16 protein-coding genes are annotated in these 17,522 nt (G+C 59.1%); all 16 read right to left on the reverse strand.

Translation table 11 applies throughout. The features are described from left to right. Window positions 1–130 precede the first annotated feature (130 nt). A complete protein-coding gene (locus AC3B5A_RS04085; RefSeq protein WP_489760560.1) occupies window positions 131–601 on the reverse strand; it encodes a chorismate mutase in 471 nt (156 codons plus the stop codon). 94 nt (window positions 602–695) lie between these two features. Further along, complete coding sequence (gene rho / locus AC3B5A_RS04090) at window positions 696–2,771, reverse strand: transcription termination factor Rho (RefSeq protein WP_489799074.1); 2,076 nt, start codon at window positions 2,769–2,771, stop codon at window positions 696–698. Between the two features lie 248 nt (window positions 2,772–3,019). Then, complete coding sequence (locus AC3B5A_RS04095) at window positions 3,020–4,663, reverse strand: NAD(P)/FAD-dependent oxidoreductase (RefSeq protein WP_489799076.1); 1,644 nt, start codon at window positions 4,661–4,663, stop codon at window positions 3,020–3,022. Between the two features lie 73 nt (window positions 4,664–4,736). After that, window positions 4,737–5,051 carry a DUF2469 domain-containing protein gene (locus tag AC3B5A_RS04100; protein ID WP_489760563.1) on the reverse strand — a complete coding sequence of 105 codons (315 nt, stop codon included), beginning with the start codon at window positions 5,049–5,051 and terminating at the stop codon, window positions 4,737–4,739. Beyond that, window positions 5,048–5,968, reverse strand: a complete 921-nt coding sequence (locus AC3B5A_RS04105; protein ID WP_489799270.1) for a GNAT family N-acetyltransferase — start codon at window positions 5,966–5,968, stop codon at window positions 5,048–5,050. Before AC3B5A_RS04105 ends, AC3B5A_RS04100 begins: the two co-directional genes overlap by 4 nt. A gap of 387 nt (window positions 5,969–6,355) precedes the next feature. Further along, window positions 6,356–7,855, reverse strand: coding sequence for an Asp-tRNA(Asn)/Glu-tRNA(Gln) amidotransferase subunit GatB (gene gatB, locus AC3B5A_RS04110; protein ID WP_489799077.1), 1,500 nt, complete (start codon window positions 7,853–7,855; stop codon window positions 6,356–6,358). Window positions 7,856–7,878: 23 nt separating this feature from the next. Beyond that, window positions 7,879–9,417 carry an Asp-tRNA(Asn)/Glu-tRNA(Gln) amidotransferase subunit GatA gene (gatA, locus tag AC3B5A_RS04115; protein ID WP_489799079.1) on the reverse strand — a complete coding sequence of 513 codons (1,539 nt, stop codon included), beginning with the start codon at window positions 9,415–9,417 and terminating at the stop codon, window positions 7,879–7,881. Further along, a complete protein-coding gene (gatC, locus tag AC3B5A_RS04120) occupies window positions 9,417–9,716 on the reverse strand; it encodes an Asp-tRNA(Asn)/Glu-tRNA(Gln) amidotransferase subunit GatC (protein WP_489760569.1) in 300 nt (99 codons plus the stop codon). The genes gatA and gatC overlap by 1 nt, the downstream gene beginning before the upstream one ends. Window positions 9,717–9,785: 69 nt before the next feature. Continuing rightward, complete coding sequence (locus AC3B5A_RS04125) at window positions 9,786–10,541, reverse strand: tyrosine-protein phosphatase (RefSeq protein ID WP_489799081.1); 756 nt, start codon at window positions 10,539–10,541, stop codon at window positions 9,786–9,788. Window positions 10,542–10,615: 74 nt separating this feature from the next. Beyond that, on the reverse strand, window positions 10,616–11,011 hold the full coding sequence (locus AC3B5A_RS04130) for a hypothetical protein (protein WP_489799083.1): 396 nt from the start codon (window positions 11,009–11,011) through the stop codon (window positions 10,616–10,618). Between the two features lie 31 nt (window positions 11,012–11,042). Continuing rightward, window positions 11,043–11,363, reverse strand: coding sequence for a hypothetical protein (locus AC3B5A_RS04135; RefSeq protein WP_489799085.1), 321 nt, complete (start codon window positions 11,361–11,363; stop codon window positions 11,043–11,045). Between the two features lie 208 nt (window positions 11,364–11,571). Continuing rightward, window positions 11,572–12,183: a hypothetical protein gene (locus tag AC3B5A_RS04140; RefSeq protein WP_489799087.1), complete on the reverse strand. Its 612-nt coding sequence runs from the start codon at window positions 12,181–12,183 to the stop codon at window positions 11,572–11,574. Window positions 12,184–12,370: 187 nt separating this feature from the next. After that, a complete protein-coding gene (locus tag AC3B5A_RS04145) occupies window positions 12,371–14,500 on the reverse strand; it encodes an InlB B-repeat-containing protein (protein WP_489799089.1) in 2,130 nt (709 codons plus the stop codon). Between the two features lie 139 nt (window positions 14,501–14,639). Continuing rightward, a complete protein-coding gene (locus tag AC3B5A_RS04150) occupies window positions 14,640–15,425 on the reverse strand; it encodes a TrmH family RNA methyltransferase (RefSeq protein WP_489799272.1) in 786 nt (261 codons plus the stop codon). Continuing rightward, entirely contained in the window at window positions 15,418–15,990 is a 573-nt protein-coding gene (locus AC3B5A_RS04155) for an orotate phosphoribosyltransferase (protein WP_489799091.1), read from the reverse strand. The genes AC3B5A_RS04150 and AC3B5A_RS04155 overlap by 8 nt, the downstream gene beginning before the upstream one ends. A gap of 212 nt (window positions 15,991–16,202) precedes the next feature. After that, window positions 16,203–17,522, reverse strand: coding sequence for a DNA recombination protein RmuC (locus AC3B5A_RS04160; protein ID WP_489760578.1), 1,320 nt, complete (start codon window positions 17,520–17,522; stop codon window positions 16,203–16,205).

The raw sequence follows: 17,522 nt of genomic DNA on the forward strand, positions 1-17,522 counted from the left end.
AACGGCCTTGTCAGGTTTCTTGATTGTAGCGGAGACGAGATGCAGATTCAATACTTTATGTGGAAAAATGCATAAATGACGGTTTCAGCAACATTGTTGAATACCGCCGGTATATCCCTCGGCACTGCCGTCAGCGATGTTGCGCGGCAGAGATGCACTGATGGTGTTTTTTGACCTCGGTCGTCACGAAATGCAGGTACTGCCTGGCAATGTCCGGATCGAGATCAAGCTGTTCGGCCTGCCGTTCGAGCTGCCGCCGCTGAGCTGCCTCGCGAGACCGATCTTCGGGAGCAAAACCGGCATCCGCCTTGAGCCGCCCCACCTGCGCCGTGCATGTAAAACGCTGTGCCAGCAGTTCTACAATATCAGCGTCGATGCGGTCAATGGACTTGCGCAAGCGCCCAATGGCCTTCACATCCTCAGCAACCTCAGGGTGAAGCGCAGCTTGAGTCTCATCAATGGTAGTGACCTGCCAGTCGCCTTCCTCACTGAGCTCGCCACCAGCCATTTGAGCGCCGTCTTGCAGTCGCACAGCATCACCATTGCGCTGTGCCGCAGCTCCAGCAGCCTCAACTGCACCACTATCGTTCACCTTGCTCATGCTCTTAAGAATACCTCACTCATCCGCATACGCCGGTGGCCGGCTCACGCATGTGCAAACCGGCCACTCTCGCGTATCACTCAGGCTGCGTCTGTCAGCCGTTCTGCTGCTGAACCAAACTCTGCAAAAAGTCGCGGTTCGTAGCCGTCTTCTTCATACGCGGCACCAGCGTCTGGTAAGCCTGCTCGGGTTCCATACCGCCCAACAGACGACGCAGTCGGTACACCACAGCCAACTCGTCGGCAGGGGTAATCAGTTCCTCGCGGCGCGTACCGGAAGCGTTCACATCAATGGCCGGGAACAGGCGCTTGTCCGCCAGCTCACGGTTGAGACGCAGCTCCATGTTGCCAGTGCCCTTGAACTCCTCGAAGATGACCTCATCCATCTTCGATCCGGTCTCCACCAGCGCGGAGGCGATGATAGTCAGTGACCCGCCGTTCTCGATGTTGCGTGCGGCACCGAAGAACTTCTTGGGCGGGTAGAGCGCCTGTGCGTCCACACCGCCGGAAAGGATGCGACCGGAGGCAGGAGCGGCAATGTTGTACGCGCGAGCCAGTCGAGTCATGGAGTCGAGCAGCACCACCACATCCTGACCAAGCTCCACCAAACGCTTGGCACGTTCGATGGCCAGCTCAGCCACCGCCGTGTGGTCGGAGGCAGGACGGTCGAATGTGGAGGAGATGACCTCTCCCTGCACCGTGCGCTCCATATCCGTCACCTCTTCGGGACGCTCATCCACCAGCACCACCATCAGGTGCACCTCAGGATTGTTCTCCGAAATCGAGTTGGCGATGTTCTGCAACGTTATCGTCTTGCCCGCCTTGGGCGGCGAGACGATAAGGCCACGCTGACCCTTGCCAATGGGAGACACCAAGTCGATGAGGCGGCCAATAAACTTGTTGGGCGCGGTCTCCTGCTTCAAACGCTCCTGCGGATACAGCGGCGTGAGTTTCGAGAAGTTCGGACGCTGTCCGACCTCTTCGACCGCAGTGCCATTAACCGTATCGATGTTCTGCAACGGCACAAACTTCCGACGCTGACGGCGCTGCTCGCCCTCCCGCGGAGGACGGATGGAACCGGTGACCGCGTCACCCTTGCGCAATCCGTATTTGCGGATCTGCCCCATGGAGACATACACATCATTCGGTCCAGGCAAGTAGCCGGAAGTGCGCACGAACGCGTACGAATCCATGACATCGATGATACCGGCTACAGGCACTAGGCCGTCGTTCTGCTCTTCACGACGATCGTTGCGGCGCGAACGCAAGTCAGCGTCTTCACGCTCGCCGCGATCACGGTCGTGACCCTCACGGCTCTCCATGTCACGCTCACCGTTACGGCCGCGCAACCTGCGCTGACGGCGCTCACCGTTGTCATGCTCGAACCTGTCATTGTGCTGACGCCCGCGGCGAGCAAAATCACGGCCGTGCGACTCATGGAGACGACCATCCTCATCGTACCCGTCATCGCTCTTGGGAAGCGTGGCGAGAATATCGTCCAAATCGCGCACCGAGTCTTCACCGGCATTGCGATCGCGACCATCACGTCGAGCATCATCATCGCCCCGACGGCGGAAATCACGGTCGTCGCGGTCGTTATGACCACGGTTCAGTGACTCGCGGCTGCGACGGCGTCCGGATTCCAAATTCAAACCATCAAGCAGATCATCATCGCCAGCACGACGAGAGGAGCGCTCGTCATCACGCTCGTCACGGCGGGTATACACGTTGCGTTCGCGACGCTGCACCCGCGCATTCCCACGGCTGCGTCCGGCATAATCGCCATCTTCGCGAGCACGTTCCCCACCGGCCTGACCGGAACGCTCATCTTGAGATTCAGCAACGTTCGACTGGTCGTTGTCCCCGTGCGCTGCGTCTCGCGCAGTCTCTTGCTCAATCGGCAGTTGTGCCTGATCGGACTCATCGGCCGGCGCGCTCTTCTTGACATTGCGCACCGAAGAACGGGCGGAGCGTTCCTTGGCCTGAGCTTTCTCAGACGCCGTCGCCCCTGCGCTCACACCACTGGGAGCGGCGTCTCCATTGCGTGCCGCCTGCAGCGTGGCCACCAATTCCTGCTTACGCATCGTTGACGTACCGCGAAGCCCCATCTGCTTGGCGAGCTGCTTTAGCTCAAACAGCTTCATATCCTCAATATTCTGGCCTGTTGCCACTGGTAATACCTTTGATACCTTTCCGTGACTCTCGGCGCACTATCCGCCCGGGAGTTATATGAAAAAGATGCGGTACCGATACCGCGATTCAACATTCGTTACCGTCTTACCTACAAGACTTCGAACTTGAGACCACTGTACAACCCCGCTCAGACCAGAGCATGAATCGTGTGCCGTGAGCAATATGCAAACGGCGGGCACCGATTACGATGCCCGCCGATACATAGCGCAACCAACCTGAAAAGACGCTACGCCTGCTTCTCCTCGTGGTAGGACTTTTCGGTATTCACCGACCACACGTTAGCCTTGGATGTCTTGCCTGATTCGATGTTGCCGACAGCCTCGATGGCCGTGGCCATGGAATGATCCTGGTTGTTGTACCGGTGCTGACCGTTGCGGCCTACGCAGTACAGATTGCCGAAGGAGTCCAAATATTCCACCAGTTCCGGCATACGGTCGTACGTGTCGAAGTAAGCGGGATATGCCTTCTTGACACGCTCACGATGAGAGTCGATCACATCGTCGGCGCCGTTGATGACGCGCATGCGTGTGAGCTCCTTGATGGCAAACTCGGTGGCTTCCTCATCGCTCATGTTCCAGAAGTCGTCACCCTCCTCGCAGAAGTACTCAAGACCCACCCACACGGTATTGTCCACGTCTTTGACGAGATACGGGCTCCAGTTGTTGAACACCTGAATACGCCCCACCTTGTAACCGGTGTCCTGCACATAAATCCAGCAATCCGGCACGATCGGAGGGTTGCCAAGTGTTGGGGTATCGGTCGTGTTCTTCAAGCGCAGGTTCTTGACCAGCAGACCCACAGTGACGAAATCGCGGTAGGGCAAGCCGTTGGCCACTGTGACCATGTCTTGTGGCACCGGCTTGGCCGCAACCTCCGCCGTCTGTCCGTCCTCTTGCGCCGCGGCACCAACTGCAGGAGCGGCCAGAGCGTTGACCAAATCCTTGATCGGCATGGAACTGATGAACTCGTCGGCGCGCAGCACGGTCTGCTGACCCTGCGAATCGCGGTATACCACAGCGCTCACTGCGCCATTCTCCTGGCGAATCTCCACCACGTTGGCGTCGGTGATGACCTTCGCTCCGGCATTGGTGCAGCGTTCTTCGACGGTTTCCCAAAGCTGTCCCGGGCCGAGCTTGGGGTACCAGAACTCCTCGATGAGAGACGTCTCCACGTCCTTCGCATCACGCTTCTTGGGCAGGAGCTTCTGCACGGCGTTCTTCAGTACCGCCACCACACTCAGGCCTTTGACGCGCTGGGCGCCCCAGTCCGCGGAGATCTCGCGCGGGTGCCGACCCCACAGCTTCTCCGTATATCCTTCAAAGAACATGGAATAGAGCTGACGGCCGAACCGGTTGATGTAGAAGTTCTCCAGATTGTCTTCGGGCAGCTTGTGCACCATCGACTTCAGGTAGCTGAACCCGGCCTTCATGGTCAGCTTGAAGCCCAGCGCCTTGAACAGGGAGGGCGAAAGGGAAATCGGGTAATCCAAGAAGTGACGGTTCCAGAAGATTCGGGAGACGCGGTGACGCTTAAGCATCACCTTGTCGGTCTGCTCCGGATCCGGGCCACCGGGCTCCAGGTCGTGGTGGCGGCCGAGCTTCTTGTCATCGTAGGAGGGAGCACCCTGCAGCGGCAGCACGTCCTTCCACCAGTCCATGATGCGGTCGTCCTTGGAGAAGAAGCGGTGGCCTCCGATATCCATGCGATTGCCGTTATGCTTCACCGTACGGGAGATGCCACCGAACTCACGGGTGGCCTCAAGAACCGTAACATCGTAACGTTCGGCGCCGCCGTCCTTAACCAATTCCCAGGCCGCGGTCAAACCTGCCGGACCGCCGCCGATAATTACCACGGAGCGCTTGCTCGCCATAGTACCTCCTAAAACCAAATCATGCCTACCCTACACGAACATGTGACATGTTCGCCGCCCGCGTCACCAAACGCTACGCCAGCGAGTCAGGAATATCGATATCTGTTTTCTGCACTTCTTCCACGTTGACGTCCTTGAACGTCACGATGCGTACGTTTTTCACGAACCGGGATGAGCGGTATACGTCCCATACCCAGGCGTCTGTCAGCTGCACGTCAAAATACACGTCCTGCCCGGCAGAACGCACGTTGAAATCAACCTTGTTGGCCAAATAAAACCTGCGTTCGGTCTCCACTACATAGGTGAACAGTTTGATGACATCGCGGTACTCACGGTAGAGCGACAGCTCCGCACCGGTCTCGTACTCGTCCAGATCTTCCGCACTCATTGAGACCCCTCCTGCTTACGCTGCCCCAAGTTACGCCACCAGGCACGCTTCGACTTCTTCTCGTGGTTCGCCGCATAGGGCCAGCGATTGCCTCCGCCCTTGCCGGATTCGACTCCGGTTGTATCCGAGTCGATGCCAATCTCGGCCGCGACCGGAGTTGTTGGCGCAGCCGCTTGCGCTTCCGGCTCCTGCCGTTCGGAAAACTCCACATGCTGGCGAATCTCCACCGAATGCTCATGGGCAGCCAAAGCCTCGGCCACACCCGGATTCTGTTCGATGACATGCATGCCGAAGGCGTCAAGCGAACGGATGGGGTCGTACTCGTCAGCCAACGTGTCCATGATGATGAGGTCCTGATACTTACCAATCTCAGCATCCCACAAGGCGTCACGCGACGTTCCGGAAGGCACGAAACCCAACGACTGGTAGACCGAAAGCGAACGGTTGCTCTTTTCCGGCACCGCCACCCAGATTCGATGCATGCCCAAGCCCGAGGGCTGAGAGGCGAATCCGTAGGTCATCACACGAGGCATGGCATCCCTGGAGTAGCCACGACCGCGATAATCCTTGCCCAACAGCACCTGGATACGAGCCGAACGAGCCCAGCCGTCGATGTCGATGAGGAAAATCATCCCGATGACATTATCGGTGCCTTCGGCATCCACCACACCGTCGGCGTCATGGTCGGCATCCGTAAGCACCGCCCAAGCAATGGTACGGCGTGATTGGGCGTCTCCCACACCGGATTCCTGGGGCTTGCTCCCGTTCTCCCAAGCCACCGAACGCTTGACCCACGCGTGCACCAACGCCCGTTCGGACTCGCTGTCCTTGCCGGTGATGCCGGAAGCGTTGTAGTACGCCTCAAGTTCATCGAGCTTGGGCAGATCTTCCAAAGTGGCTGGACGCAGATGAATCATCTCACCGCGAATTTCGGGAATGTTCAACCGCTGCTCAAGCTTGCGCAGCGTCTCCGTATCAGCTTGATCCCCGGGTTTTTCGGCCATGCTGTTTGCCCCTTGCGATTACGTGAAAACACTTTCAGCCTACTGCATCAGTATGACTATTAGCTGGGAATTCTGCGGGACCCCGACAGTGGCAGCAAGGCGAAACGAGCAGATGCCACAGCACTGCAGAACGGACCTAAGAACCACGCACAGCAGCTCAGCGAACATGCTCCAGCCAGCATGCGCTTTCAGGTAACACGAAGTGCCACCCGCGCAGACGCATTGCAGCGCAGGTGGCACTTCTCAGAGGACAACCTTGGGGCAAGGTCATCGCACAATGACAACTGCCCCGGGCATCACTCAGCCTTTGATCTTCTTCATGACCAGCGCGGTGACGGCCTTGGCGTCGGCCTGGCCGCGCGTGGCCTTCATGACCGCGCCGATGATGGCGCCCATCGGCTTCATGTTGCCGCTCTTGAGCTTCTCGACGATGTCGGGATTGGCTGCGAGCGCCTCGTCCACGGCCTGCTCGAGCGCGCCGTCGTCGGAGACCACCTCGTAGCCGTGCGCCTTGACGACTTCGGCGGGGGTGCCTTCGCCGGCCATCACGCCGGAGACGGTCTGCTTGGCCAGCTTGTCGTTGAGCTTGCCGTCTGTTATCAGCTTCTCGACCGCAGCCACATCGGCTGGGGTGATGGGCAGCTCCTGGAGCGTTACCCCACGTTCATTGGCTTCGCGCGAGATCTCGCCGAGCCACCACTTGCGCGCACCGGCGGCGCTGGCACCGGCTTTGACGGTGTCCTCGACCAAGTCGAGCGCGTCGGCGTTGACCAGGTCGCGCATCTGCGTGGCCGTCAAGTTCCACTCACCCTGCAGACGCTTGCGGCGCTCGGCCGGCATCTCGGGCATGGCCTTCGCGATCTCGTCAATGTGCTCCTGCGTGATGTGCAGCATGACCAGATCGGGATCCGGGAAGTAACGGTAGTCGTTCGCGTCGGACTTGACGCGGCCGCCGGCGGTGGTCTGCGAAGCCTCGTCCCAGTGGCGGGTCTCCTGCAGGACTTCCCCGCCCGCGTCCAGCAGCGCGGCCTGACGGCGAATCTCGTACTGCAGCGTGCGCTCGATGCCGTGGAACGAGTTGACGTTCTTGGTCTCGCTTCGGGTGCCGAGCTTGGTCTCGCCTTTGGGGCGCAGCGAAATGTTGACGTCGGCGCGCATGTTGCCCTGCTCCATGCGGCCGTGGGAGATGCCCAAGGCGCGCACGATGTCGCGGATGGCGCGCATGTAGGCCCCCGCGATTTCGGGAGCGCGATCGCCCGCGCCTTCCACCGGTTTGGTGACGATTTCGATCAGCGGCACGCCGGCACGGTTGTAGTCCACCAGCGAGTGGTCGGCGCCCTCGATGCGGCCGTCGGCACCGCCCACGTGGGTGTTCTTGCCGGCGTCGTCCTCGATGTGGGCGCGCTCAATCGGCACACGGAAGACGGTGCCGTCGTCAAGCTCCACGTCGAGGTAGCCCTCGCCGTTGGTAGGCTTGTCGAACTGCGAGATCTGGTAGTCGCGCGGCATGTCGGGGTAGAAGTAGTTCTTGCGGGAGAACTGGCTCCACTCGTTGATGTGGCAGTGCAAAGCCAGGCCCAATTTAATCGCGAAGTCCACGGCGGTCTCATTGACCACCGGCAGGCTTCCGGGCAGGCCGAGGCTCACCGGGGTGAGCTGGGTGTTCGGCTCGCCGCCGAACTCCACGCCCGCCGGGCAAAAGAGCTTCGTGTTCGTGCACAATTCCACGTGGGTTTCCAAGCCGAATACCGGGTCAAATTCCTTGACGGCATCGGCGTACTTCATCAATTTTTCAGCCATGATATGGTCTCCTTCGCCGATTCCTACTTGCCCAGCCATGGGGTCTTGAGCCCCTGCCAGATTGGGCCGCCCCACTGCTCCTCAAGCACCGCTTCCAGCGCCGCAGCCGGCTTGTACATCACATCGTCGCGCTTTTGCGGGGCGATGAACTGGAAGCCGACCGGCAGACCGTCGTCCGACAGGCCCGCGGGGATACTCATGGCCGGGGTGCCGGCCATGTTCGCCGGGATGGTGGCGATGTCGTTCATGTACATGGAGAGCGGATCGTCCATCTTCTCGCCAAACTTGAACGCGGTAGAGGGCGACGTGGGGGAAATGAGCACATCAGCCTTCTCGAACGCCTTGTTGAAGTCGTCGATGATGAGCGTGCGCACCTTTTGCGCCGAGCCATACCACGCGTCGTAGTAGCCCGCGGAGAGGGCGTAGATACCCAGGATGATGCGGCGCTTGACCTCGTCGCCGAAACCGGCCTCACGGGTATAGGCCATCATGTTCGCGGCCGTCTGCGGCACGCCTGCCGGCGGCATGACGCGCAGGCCGTAGCGCATGCCGTCGTAGCGGGCCAGGTTGGAGCTGACCTCGGAAGGCATGATGATGTAGTAGGCCGCCAGCGCGTAGTCGAAGTGGGGGCAGTCCACCTCCACGACCTCGGCACCCATGTCTTGCAGGAGTTTCACGGACTCGTTGAACCGCTGCTCCACGCCGGGCTGGTAGCCGTCGCCGCCGAGCTGCTTGATGAGGCCGACGCGCATGCCCTTGAGGTCGCGGCGCTGGCCTTCACGAGCTGCGGCGGACAGCGCCGGAACCGGCATCGGGATGGAGGTGGAGTCACGCTTGTCGTGACCGCCGATGACCTCTTGCAGCAGCGCAGAGTCAAGCACGGTGCGCGAGACGGGGCCGATCTGGTCCAGCGAGCTTGCCATGGCGATGGCGCCGTAGCGGGAAACCGCGCCGTACGTAGGCTTGACGCCGACGGTACCGGTCAGGGCGCCGGGCTGGCGGATGGAACCGCCGGTGTCGGTGCCGAGGGCGATCGGGGCTTCAAACGCGGCCACCGCAGCGGCGCTGCCACCGCCGGAGCCGCCGGGGACGCGATTGGTGTCCCACGGGTTGTGGGTGGGGCCGAAGGCGGAGTGCTCCGTGGAGGAGCCCTGCGCGAACTCGTCGAGGTTGGTCTTGCCTAGAATCGGCATGCCCGCAGCCTTGAGCTTCTCAACCACCGTGGCATCATAGGGCGGCACCCAGCCTTCCAGCATCTTCGAGGCGGCGGTGGTGGTGATGCCGCGGGTCACAATCATGTCCTTGACGGCGATCGGCACGCCGGCAAGTTCCGGCAGGCCCTCGGTTTGCCCGGCGGCATGCTTCTTGTCGAACGCATCGGCCTGGGCGCGAGCCTCGTCTGCAGACACTTCCAGGAACGCGTGCAGGCTCGGGTCAGCGGACTCGATCACGCTCAGCTCGGCGTCCACCAGCTCGCGGCTGGACACCTCATTGTCCTTGATTTTCTGCGCCATCTGCGCGGCAGAAAGCTGCACCAGCTCCTGCTCGTTGCTGTTACTCATCACTCATCACCTCCGAGAATCTGCGGGGCCACAAACATGCCGTTCTCCGTGGCCGGGGCACCGGCGAGCGCCTCGTCGCGATCCAATGGCTCGACCGGCACGTCGGGGCGCAGGTAGGCCTCAAGCGGCACGGGGTTGGCGGTAGGCTCCACGTCGTCGGACGCGACCTCCTGCACCTTGTTGATGGAATCGGCGATGACGTTGAGCTCGCCCTGCATGCGGGCTGCTTCCTCATCGGTGAGCGCTATCTGGGCCAGCTGACCCAGGTGCTCGACTGTTTCTCTAGTGAAAGTAGACATAGCGCAATTGTATGCGTCGATTGTGACACGCATGTTTTGAACCGGTAAGCACGGTGTACCGCCACCAGCTTAACCCTCAAGCAGGGTGTCACGCAGCTCCTCGACCTTGTCCGAGCCAAATCCCAACGCCTGCTCGGCATAGCTAAATACGTCGCCATAGGTGTCTTCCATCAGCGCCTTGGCAGAGAGCAGGTATTCGTCTTTGACGTACAGTGCCACTGCGAGCGCGTCGAGCGCATCCTGGTTGAAACCGTTACCACGGAACTGGTCAAGAATCTCGTTGTTGGCTTCCACACGGTCCTCATTGGTCTGCAGATAGTCCCGCATCACTTCCTCATCGTCCACCTCAAGTAGCCACAACACGAGCGCCGCCGCATACCCGGTCCGGTCTTTGCCTGCAAAACAGTGGAAATCCGTGGCTCCCGATTGGTTGGCGAGCACAATGTCGAGAAATTGCGCATACCCTTGCTGCGCGCCGGGATTGAGCACCAAGTCGCGGTAGGTGCCACGCATGTGATCGTCCACTTTATCCACATATCCCAGCGAAGCCAAGTCGTCAAGGCTCACGTTCTTAGTACCAGTCTGTCCCAGCAAATCAATGTTGGTGTAGTGCGCGCCCTCAATGTGGTCTTCGGGCTGTTCCGCAATCTCGGCTGGACGGCGAAAATCGACGATGTGCGTGACATGGTAGTCTCGCGCCAACGCTCGCCGGCTGTCTTCGTCCAGGCCCACAAGCTGACCGGAGCGCAACAGTTTGCCTGAGCGCACCGTCTGCCCATGCACGTTAGAAATACCACCCAAATCCCTGAAATTAACGACGTTCATCAACCCGTTCCTTCCATTTCTCGTGTTTTCCTTCACACTAGCAGAAGGAAACGGAGCACTCCGACTACCGTCAGTTATGCGTCTTGGTATGGGTCAATGGGCAAATTGTCAGCCATGCTCCCCAGACCTACAAGACGAGACTGAGAGATAGCACCAGCGCGAAGATACGGCCACACTGCCCGCAATACCGCATTGAGATCATCATCCTCAAAATGCTGCGCCGTCACCTGATATTGTACAGTCACTTCTGCATCAACTTCACCGTCATCATGCTCTCCTTGAGCAGAATTCAATGTCTTCGTAAAACGCAACTGCAGCTCAGTCAAAATCTGGACTTCATCCCCCATCGAGGCTGACATCTTATATGCCGTACGCCACTGAACTTCAACGTCAGATGAGACATCCCCACGCAACATGCGTATGACAGCGTCGGTCTGGGTTATATCAAATCGTGTTATCTTTACTGTCATATTATTCTTCCCTCACTGGCATATAACTAGACTACGCCGGAACTGTACCTTGTAACCACTGTTTACTTGCACTGCCGCTATCTCTGGCATCAATACCTAAATCGCTTGAAACAGCTGAAGCCTTGTACTCATCTCTTATGACAGCACCACTAAAATCTGGCTGGAATCCAGAACTTTCCATCTTGATTTCCGACATCACTGCGAGCGCATATTCGTGCAGCTCAGAGATTTTCGGATCAGCATCGTAATCTTCGAAGGCAGCAATGGTCTCAGGCTCTTCTCCCGAGAAATCAGCGACCTGCTGGAGTGAAAGAGATGCTTGCCGTTTCTCAACCAGTTCTTGCTTCATCATCAGAAAATTGTGGTGATTCCTTTCGGCAAGACACAGAAAATCATCTTTAGCGTGCATATCTTCAATGCGACGTACACCGCCGTTCACTGCGCCAGCACCAGCACCAGCACCAGCACCAGCACCAGCACCAGCACCAGCACCAGCACCAGCACCAGCACCAGCACCAGCACCAGCACCAGCACCAGCACCATTGTTATTCTCAATCATCTCACACCCCCAATTCGTCTGTAATCAACCGATTATTATCTATGCAATACCGGCATCTAAGGTTGGTATGCCCCCAGTTGTTCGAAGCATATGTTTTGAATCTAGCTTGTGCGGTTGTCATTTTCAAGTTTTGTCTACGCTTGATTTCAGCATCGTCGAGCTTTTCCCAAACGCCATTTTTCTTTTCTGCTACCTCTTTGCGATGTATTAACAGCATAACCAACTCTGGTGCATGCGCTCCGTCACCCTTCGGCTCAGCGAAATACAGACGATAGAGTTCACCTTTTCTCCCTCGATGCCGCAGCTCCCATATATCTGGCTGCGAGATGCACGGGGATACAGGAGGAGGATCTTTTCGCCGCGTCACGGCTCCACTGCTATCTGCAATATATTGTTCAGCAGGCTTTAATTCACCACGTGCTGCAGTATTGACCACGTCACGCAGAGTCCCTTCGAGCACCATTCGACTAGCAAATGGTATCCCCGAAACAATCTGCTTAAATTCATTGTCAAAGAAGCACTGCGGACTAGACCCTTTGGTCGTGCACTTGTGAAACTGACGCTCAGCGTCAACAGGCCCATAGCATATAGACTGACTCGATACCGATGCCATCAACTCCACCTCCCACCACACCAATGTAGCGTCAAAGTTACACATAGATGCTGACCTGTGCACCGGAACGCTACACGCGAACGACAAGACGAAATCAAATCACTACTTCCACCTACGCATGAGCGGAAGGAAACTGCTCGTAGAGATGTCACCTGATCTCATCATTATTCCCCAATCCAACACTAACCTAACGCGTACGGCGGGCAGAAAGGATGACGGATACGGCAAGGAGGGCACCGGCGAGCAGGAGGAACAGCGTTACTCCAGGGCCTCCTGCGATAGGCAGGGCGGGGTGCCTGCCGGAAGCAAGTTTCCACTGCGCGTAGAGCGTCATGCCTCCGCCAGACATCGTGTATGACTGGTGGGGCTGGTACCGGACGCCCATGCCATCCGCCGACGTGTTCCACCCGGTGAACTCGTAGCCGGGGCGCTCGAACCCGTTGTCCGCCAGTTCTATCACATCGTCGGTCACGCCCGACTGCACCGGCACAGCCCCTCCGCTGGCCCCGTTGGCGAGGTAGGTCACATGCGCCGGATTCGCACTCCACCGAGCGTACAGGTCGTTTAGTCCGTTGGTCAGCAACACCTGTTCCCCAGGTAGATAATTCGCACCGCTGCCGTCGGCCGCGGAATTCCACTGCACAAACGTGTACCCGGAGCGCGCATAAGTATTACTGGGAGCCGGAACCGTATCTCCCTCATACTTGTCTTGACCGACGTAGTCCATATCGCTGCCTCGCGCTCCGTTGGGGTGCAGCGAACCGCCCGCCGCGGGAACCCATATGGCGATGACGTACGTGTTATCGGTGAGAGGCATGTTCCTGTCGAACTTCACACCGGTATCCGTGCCAGCTTCTCCGGTCAGATAATTCCAGTGCTCAAAACGATGCCCGGGCCAGATTGTAGTGCTGCCACCGTCCGGGTTGCCAGCTACCAGCCCCCAGTCGTTAAAGTTGTAGCCGACAGTGCCATATGGATGCGCCTGACAGTCCACAGGACCCCACGGATCATTCGTGAACCCGGCTGTGTCGTAGCACAACAGCGGGTTCTTTACCCATACGGCGTGCAGAGCGACCGGACGGTCAGGCATGGTGAAATTCGCGTCGATGAGCGTGAGCCGAGCGGCTTCATATTCCGTTTTCCCCACTGCGGCAACAGCTTGGTCAGTTTCACTCCACCCCATGAACGTGTACCCGGAGCGTGTGAGTGTCGGCTGCGCCACCCGATCTCCTTCGAACAGTTCCTTCGATGCAGGCACGCTGCCGCTACCGCCATTGACGTCGTAGGAGAGCGGATACTTGGGGTCGAAGGTGATGTCGTCCACATCGTTGCCGTAGTTGGGCGATGAAGAGGCGATGTTACTGAAGGTGAAGCGGGTGACGGTCTGCCCTTCCGGCACCGTATATGTGCCGGTATAGGTCTCCCACTGTCCTTCATGCTTGAAGTCGTGGGACGCGTTGGCCGCCTTCGTGGAGATGACCGTGCCCACCGGGCCGAGCGTATCGCCGTTGCCGTTCACCGAGGTGCGCGTGGCATCCTGCGCGACCTCAGCACCTACAGGCCCGATCAGCACACTCATTTTGTCCAAGTATGTGGAATCCATTGACGTGTGGCGCAGACTCCAGGTATAAACCGCTCCAGGAACCGTGGCAATGTCCTGATAGATGGCAGTGCCGCCCTGCGCTGCGGCAAGTTCCGCATATGCATTGCCGCTGATGGCGTCATGTTGTAGCTCCACACCGTTGGCCCGCTGTTCCGACCCTGCCGCCGGACCGCCGGGCGGGTCGGTCTGGGTGGAATCCCAACCGAACGCAGCGGTGTCGAAACCTTCAGGAATTGGTTTCCATCGCCACGAACCGTAATCGAAGTATTGTTTGGTGCGACGTGCAATTTGCGTATACCCGGTGACACTGGACGGTGTCATGGAAAAATCAGGATAGTCAAAATCGCCGTTGACGATGTGCTGGGGCAGCTCGAGAACATCCCCGCTCTCTTCCTGTACAGCAGCTGCCCCTGACTCGCTTTGCGGCACGGGGCTTGCTGGGTTGCCGGCAGTCTCGCCCGAATGCCCAAGCGCAGTCAGCGGGGCAGCGCTACCGTCACCGAGAAATCCCCCCCCCGCGAGGTTTGTCTGCTCGGAAATGGGTGTGTCAGACGTAAATCGAGACGAGGAATCGTCACCTTGTGCATAAGCGGGAAGTACCTGCATGCCCAGCACCGCGAGCGACGCCAAGCCTGCGGCGAGGGCGGCAACCAGCTCGCGACTGTAGTGCGCGTTCACTTTGGCATGCCGGGCACGGCTCAATGATGTATGCATATGCAGCACCTCGCTCCTGGCTATACTGGCACAATCAATGTCAAATATAATCGAAGCCACCAACAACAAGTGCATATATGTGCAGCATCGTTAAAGGTTATACGTTAGGTGCTAAGCGTTATGCGCTAGAGGCGAGCACTCACATATGCTGCGCCAGGCAGCAGTGCATGGCGACGGCCGCCGCAGCCCCGGCGTTGATGGAACGAACCGAGCCGAACTGCGAGATGTAGACCACGTCGTCGGCCAGTTCGAGCGCTTTGCTCGACAATCCTGGGCCTTCCGCACCGAAGAGCAGCAAGCACCGAGCCGGGAACGCATAGGTCTCGATAGGCACGGCACCGTCGATGATGTCGAGCGCAATGATTCGGGCAGCACGAGCATCGGCTTCGGCCTGCTGGAACCGCCGTGCCTCATCAGCGGTCCGTGCACCGTCCCGAGCCGCACGTGCCTCGTCAAGTTCGCAGGCAATATCTCGCCTCCACGAAACAACCAGTTCCTCAATGGAAGGATGGTGATCCACGTGCTGGTACAGCTCGGTCATGAGCGAGCCTTTGCGGTTCCATTTGTGCGGCCCGACGATGTGCACCCGGCGCGCACCGAACGCGTTGGCGGTGCGCACCATGGAGCCGATGTTGAAATCGTGGGTCCAATTCTCCACGGCCACTTCGAAACCGTGCCGCCCCTGCCGGTCAAGCTCGGTTTTGATGGCATCGACCGACCAGTAGCGGAACCGGTCAAGCACATTGCGCCGGTCGCCCTCATCGAGCAGTTTGGAATCAAACCGCACATCGAAGTTCTTGGCTTGCGGGTCGTCGGGACGCGCCTCATCCGGATGTGTCTCACTCCACGGGCCGACGCCGATCTGACGGAATACCGGTTCTCCCGAAGCCTTGGCCGCTGCGGTAATCGGATTGGGGTCACGCATGGCCGCCCCCACACAGCTCATGCTCACGGAACACCTGCACGAACGGGAGCGTATGCCCCTCCCCGCTCACCGGATCCACCACGTCGAGCATGTCCTGACGCGCACCGCCAATCAGCGAAGCCACCGCCACCACTTGTGCACCTTCACGTTCCACAATGCCAAAATCAAGACTCAACTCGTTGCCGTGACGCAACGTGACCAGCGACGAGGTCTGCACATAGGACTTCTCGGAAAGCCAGGAATCCAGCAGCACCACGCGCTTGCCGGCCACATCGGGGCCTTTGACCGACGGATATACAAAGTCCATCACAAACCCGTCCATGTCCCAACCTCGAGACTGGGCAGCCTTCACCGTCGCCACCACAAGCGGAACAGCCGCGGCGGTAAGCGCACCGACAGCATCGACCCTGCCGGAGCCATACCCGTGGGATTCAAGCGCATCCAACACCACGTCGCCCATCAGTGAAGCGCCTTGCCCGCTCAACGTCACATCGAACAGCTCGCTGAACGGCTTGCCTGCCACAGCCTTTCGCAACAGTTCCTGCAGACTGTCCTTAGCGTCCATTCTTGCCCTTTCTCCTTGGAATAGCCTCAATCGTGCTCGCACCACTCATAAGGTCAGGGTACCGCCGTATCTCGCCAAACCGTGCACATTCCTTCTACAGCAGCAACGGCTATCCCGAAGCGCCGCCGGCAAGCCGCACATATGCAAACAGCCGCCCGCCTGGCCCACCACATGCAGCGGCAGGTCACGCGGACGGCTGTATAACAGGAACGCTACGCTTCTTCCTCAAGCTCAGGCGCTGTGAGTTCACGAATGTTGGCCTTCTCGGGGTCCACCATTTCGACCGACTCAATCACCTTGCTCTGATCGATTTTCTGCATCTTGCGAGCAGTGACGAGCACTCGAGACTCAAGCGAGGAAGCGAACTTGTTGTAGGCGCTCACCGTACGAGTGATGGACTGGCCGAGCTTATTGGCATTGGTGCCGAGCACCGCGAACCGCTCATACAGCTCACGCGACAAATCGAAGAGCATCTTGGCATCGTCGGTCAGACTTTGCTGCTGCCATGCGAACGCCACGGACTTGAGCACAGCCCACAACGTGACCGGCGAGGTAAGCGCTACCTTACGAGCAAACGCATCATCCATAAGCGTGGGGTCCACCTGCAAGGCCGATTCCAGCAACGCGTCGTTGGGGATAAACGCCACCACGAAGTCCGGCGACGTGGGGAACGCGTTCCAATAGGCCTTGTCTCCCAAAGTCTTGACGTGCTCACGCAGCGCCTTGGCATGCGCTTTGAGCAGGTCGTCACGCCGACGCAACTCGTCAGGGTCTGCGGTGTCAGGAATCTCGCAGGCACGCTGATAGTCCGAGTAAGGCACTTTGGCGTCAATAGGAATGCTCTTGTCCCCGGGCAGATGCACCACCATGTCGGGACGCTGGATGCGCCCCTCGGAGTCGGTGACCACCACCTGTGTGTCGAAGTCCACGTGTTCCAGCAGCCCTGCCGATTCCACGATGTTCTTGAGTTGCGCCTCGCCCCAAGCACCACGCACCTTGTTATTGCGCAAAGCCGCGGAGAGGGACGACGTCTCCTTGTCGAGCCGGGTCTGCTGCTCGTTCAGCCCCTTGAGCTGCTCGCCGAGAGCACCCATCTCATGCTTGCGCCCCTCTTCAATCTGCACCACCTTGCGCTGGAGCATGTCGAGGTTCTTCTGCACCGGAGCCAAGGCGGAGAGCACCTTGCTCTGCTCCGCCATCTGCTCTTGCTCTTCCATTTGGCGACGCTCGGCGGCTTCCTTATCGCGCTGGATACGCAGCTGCTCGGCCTTCTGCGCCTGTGCCAGTTGATCCTTGACGAACATAAGCTGCTCGTTGAGTCCGCCGGCCTTGGCGCGATACTCCACCATCTGCGAGGTCAGCTCGCCCACTTTACGACGCAACTCGTCGTTCTGGGCTCGCACTTCATCCCCTCGTTCGTCGCTGCGCGCAGCAGCCATACCACGCGCCCTGCCGAACAGGAAACCGATTATCAGGCCCACCACTGCAGCAACGACGGCAGCCACCACGAGACTCACCACAGAATTATCCAT

It is taken from the genome of Bifidobacterium sp. ESL1133, from assembly GCF_058107325.1.

What these genes read in the sequence shown, in the direction of transcription:
- AC3B5A_RS04085 (WP_489760560.1), bottom strand. Translation starts at nt 601, where the DNA reads ATGAGCAAGGTGAACGATAGTGGTGCAGTTGAGGCTGCTGGAGCTGCG.
- AC3B5A_RS04095 (WP_489799076.1), bottom strand. Translation starts at nt 4,663, where the DNA reads ATGGCGAGCAAGCGCTCCGTGGTAATTATCGGCGGCGGTCCGGCAGGT.
- AC3B5A_RS04100 (WP_489760563.1), bottom strand. Translation starts at nt 5,051, where the DNA reads ATGAGTGCGGAAGATCTGGACGAGTACGAGACCGGTGCGGAGCTGTCG.
- AC3B5A_RS04105 (WP_489799270.1), bottom strand. Translation starts at nt 5,968, where the DNA reads ATGATTCATCTGCGTCCAGCCACTTTGGAAGATCTGCCCAAGCTCGAT.
- gatB (WP_489799077.1), bottom strand. Translation starts at nt 7,855, where the DNA reads ATGGCTGAAAAATTGATGAAGTACGCCGATGCCGTCAAGGAATTTGAC.
- gatA (WP_489799079.1), bottom strand. Translation starts at nt 9,417, where the DNA reads ATGAGTAACAGCAACGAGCAGGAGCTGGTGCAGCTTTCTGCCGCGCAG.
- gatC (WP_489760569.1), bottom strand. Translation starts at nt 9,716, where the DNA reads ATGTCTACTTTCACTAGAGAAACAGTCGAGCACCTGGGTCAGCTGGCC.
- AC3B5A_RS04125 (WP_489799081.1), bottom strand. Translation starts at nt 10,541, where the DNA reads ATGAACGTCGTTAATTTCAGGGATTTGGGTGGTATTTCTAACGTGCAT.
- AC3B5A_RS04130 (WP_489799083.1), bottom strand. Translation starts at nt 11,011, where the DNA reads ATGACAGTAAAGATAACACGATTTGATATAACCCAGACCGACGCTGTC.
- AC3B5A_RS04135 (WP_489799085.1), bottom strand. Translation starts at nt 11,363, where the DNA reads ATGATGAAGCAAGAACTGGTTGAGAAACGGCAAGCATCTCTTTCACTC.
- AC3B5A_RS04140 (WP_489799087.1), bottom strand. Translation starts at nt 12,183, where the DNA reads ATGGCATCGGTATCGAGTCAGTCTATATGCTATGGGCCTGTTGACGCT.
- AC3B5A_RS04145 (WP_489799089.1), bottom strand. Translation starts at nt 14,500, where the DNA reads ATGCATACATCATTGAGCCGTGCCCGGCATGCCAAAGTGAACGCGCAC.
- AC3B5A_RS04150 (WP_489799272.1), bottom strand. Translation starts at nt 15,425, where the DNA reads ATGCGTGACCCCAATCCGATTACCGCAGCGGCCAAGGCTTCGGGAGAA.
- AC3B5A_RS04155 (WP_489799091.1), bottom strand. Translation starts at nt 15,990, where the DNA reads ATGGACGCTAAGGACAGTCTGCAGGAACTGTTGCGAAAGGCTGTGGCA.
- AC3B5A_RS04160 (WP_489760578.1), bottom strand. Translation starts at nt 17,522, where the DNA reads ATGGATAATTCTGTGGTGAGTCTCGTGGTGGCTGCCGTCGTTGCTGCA.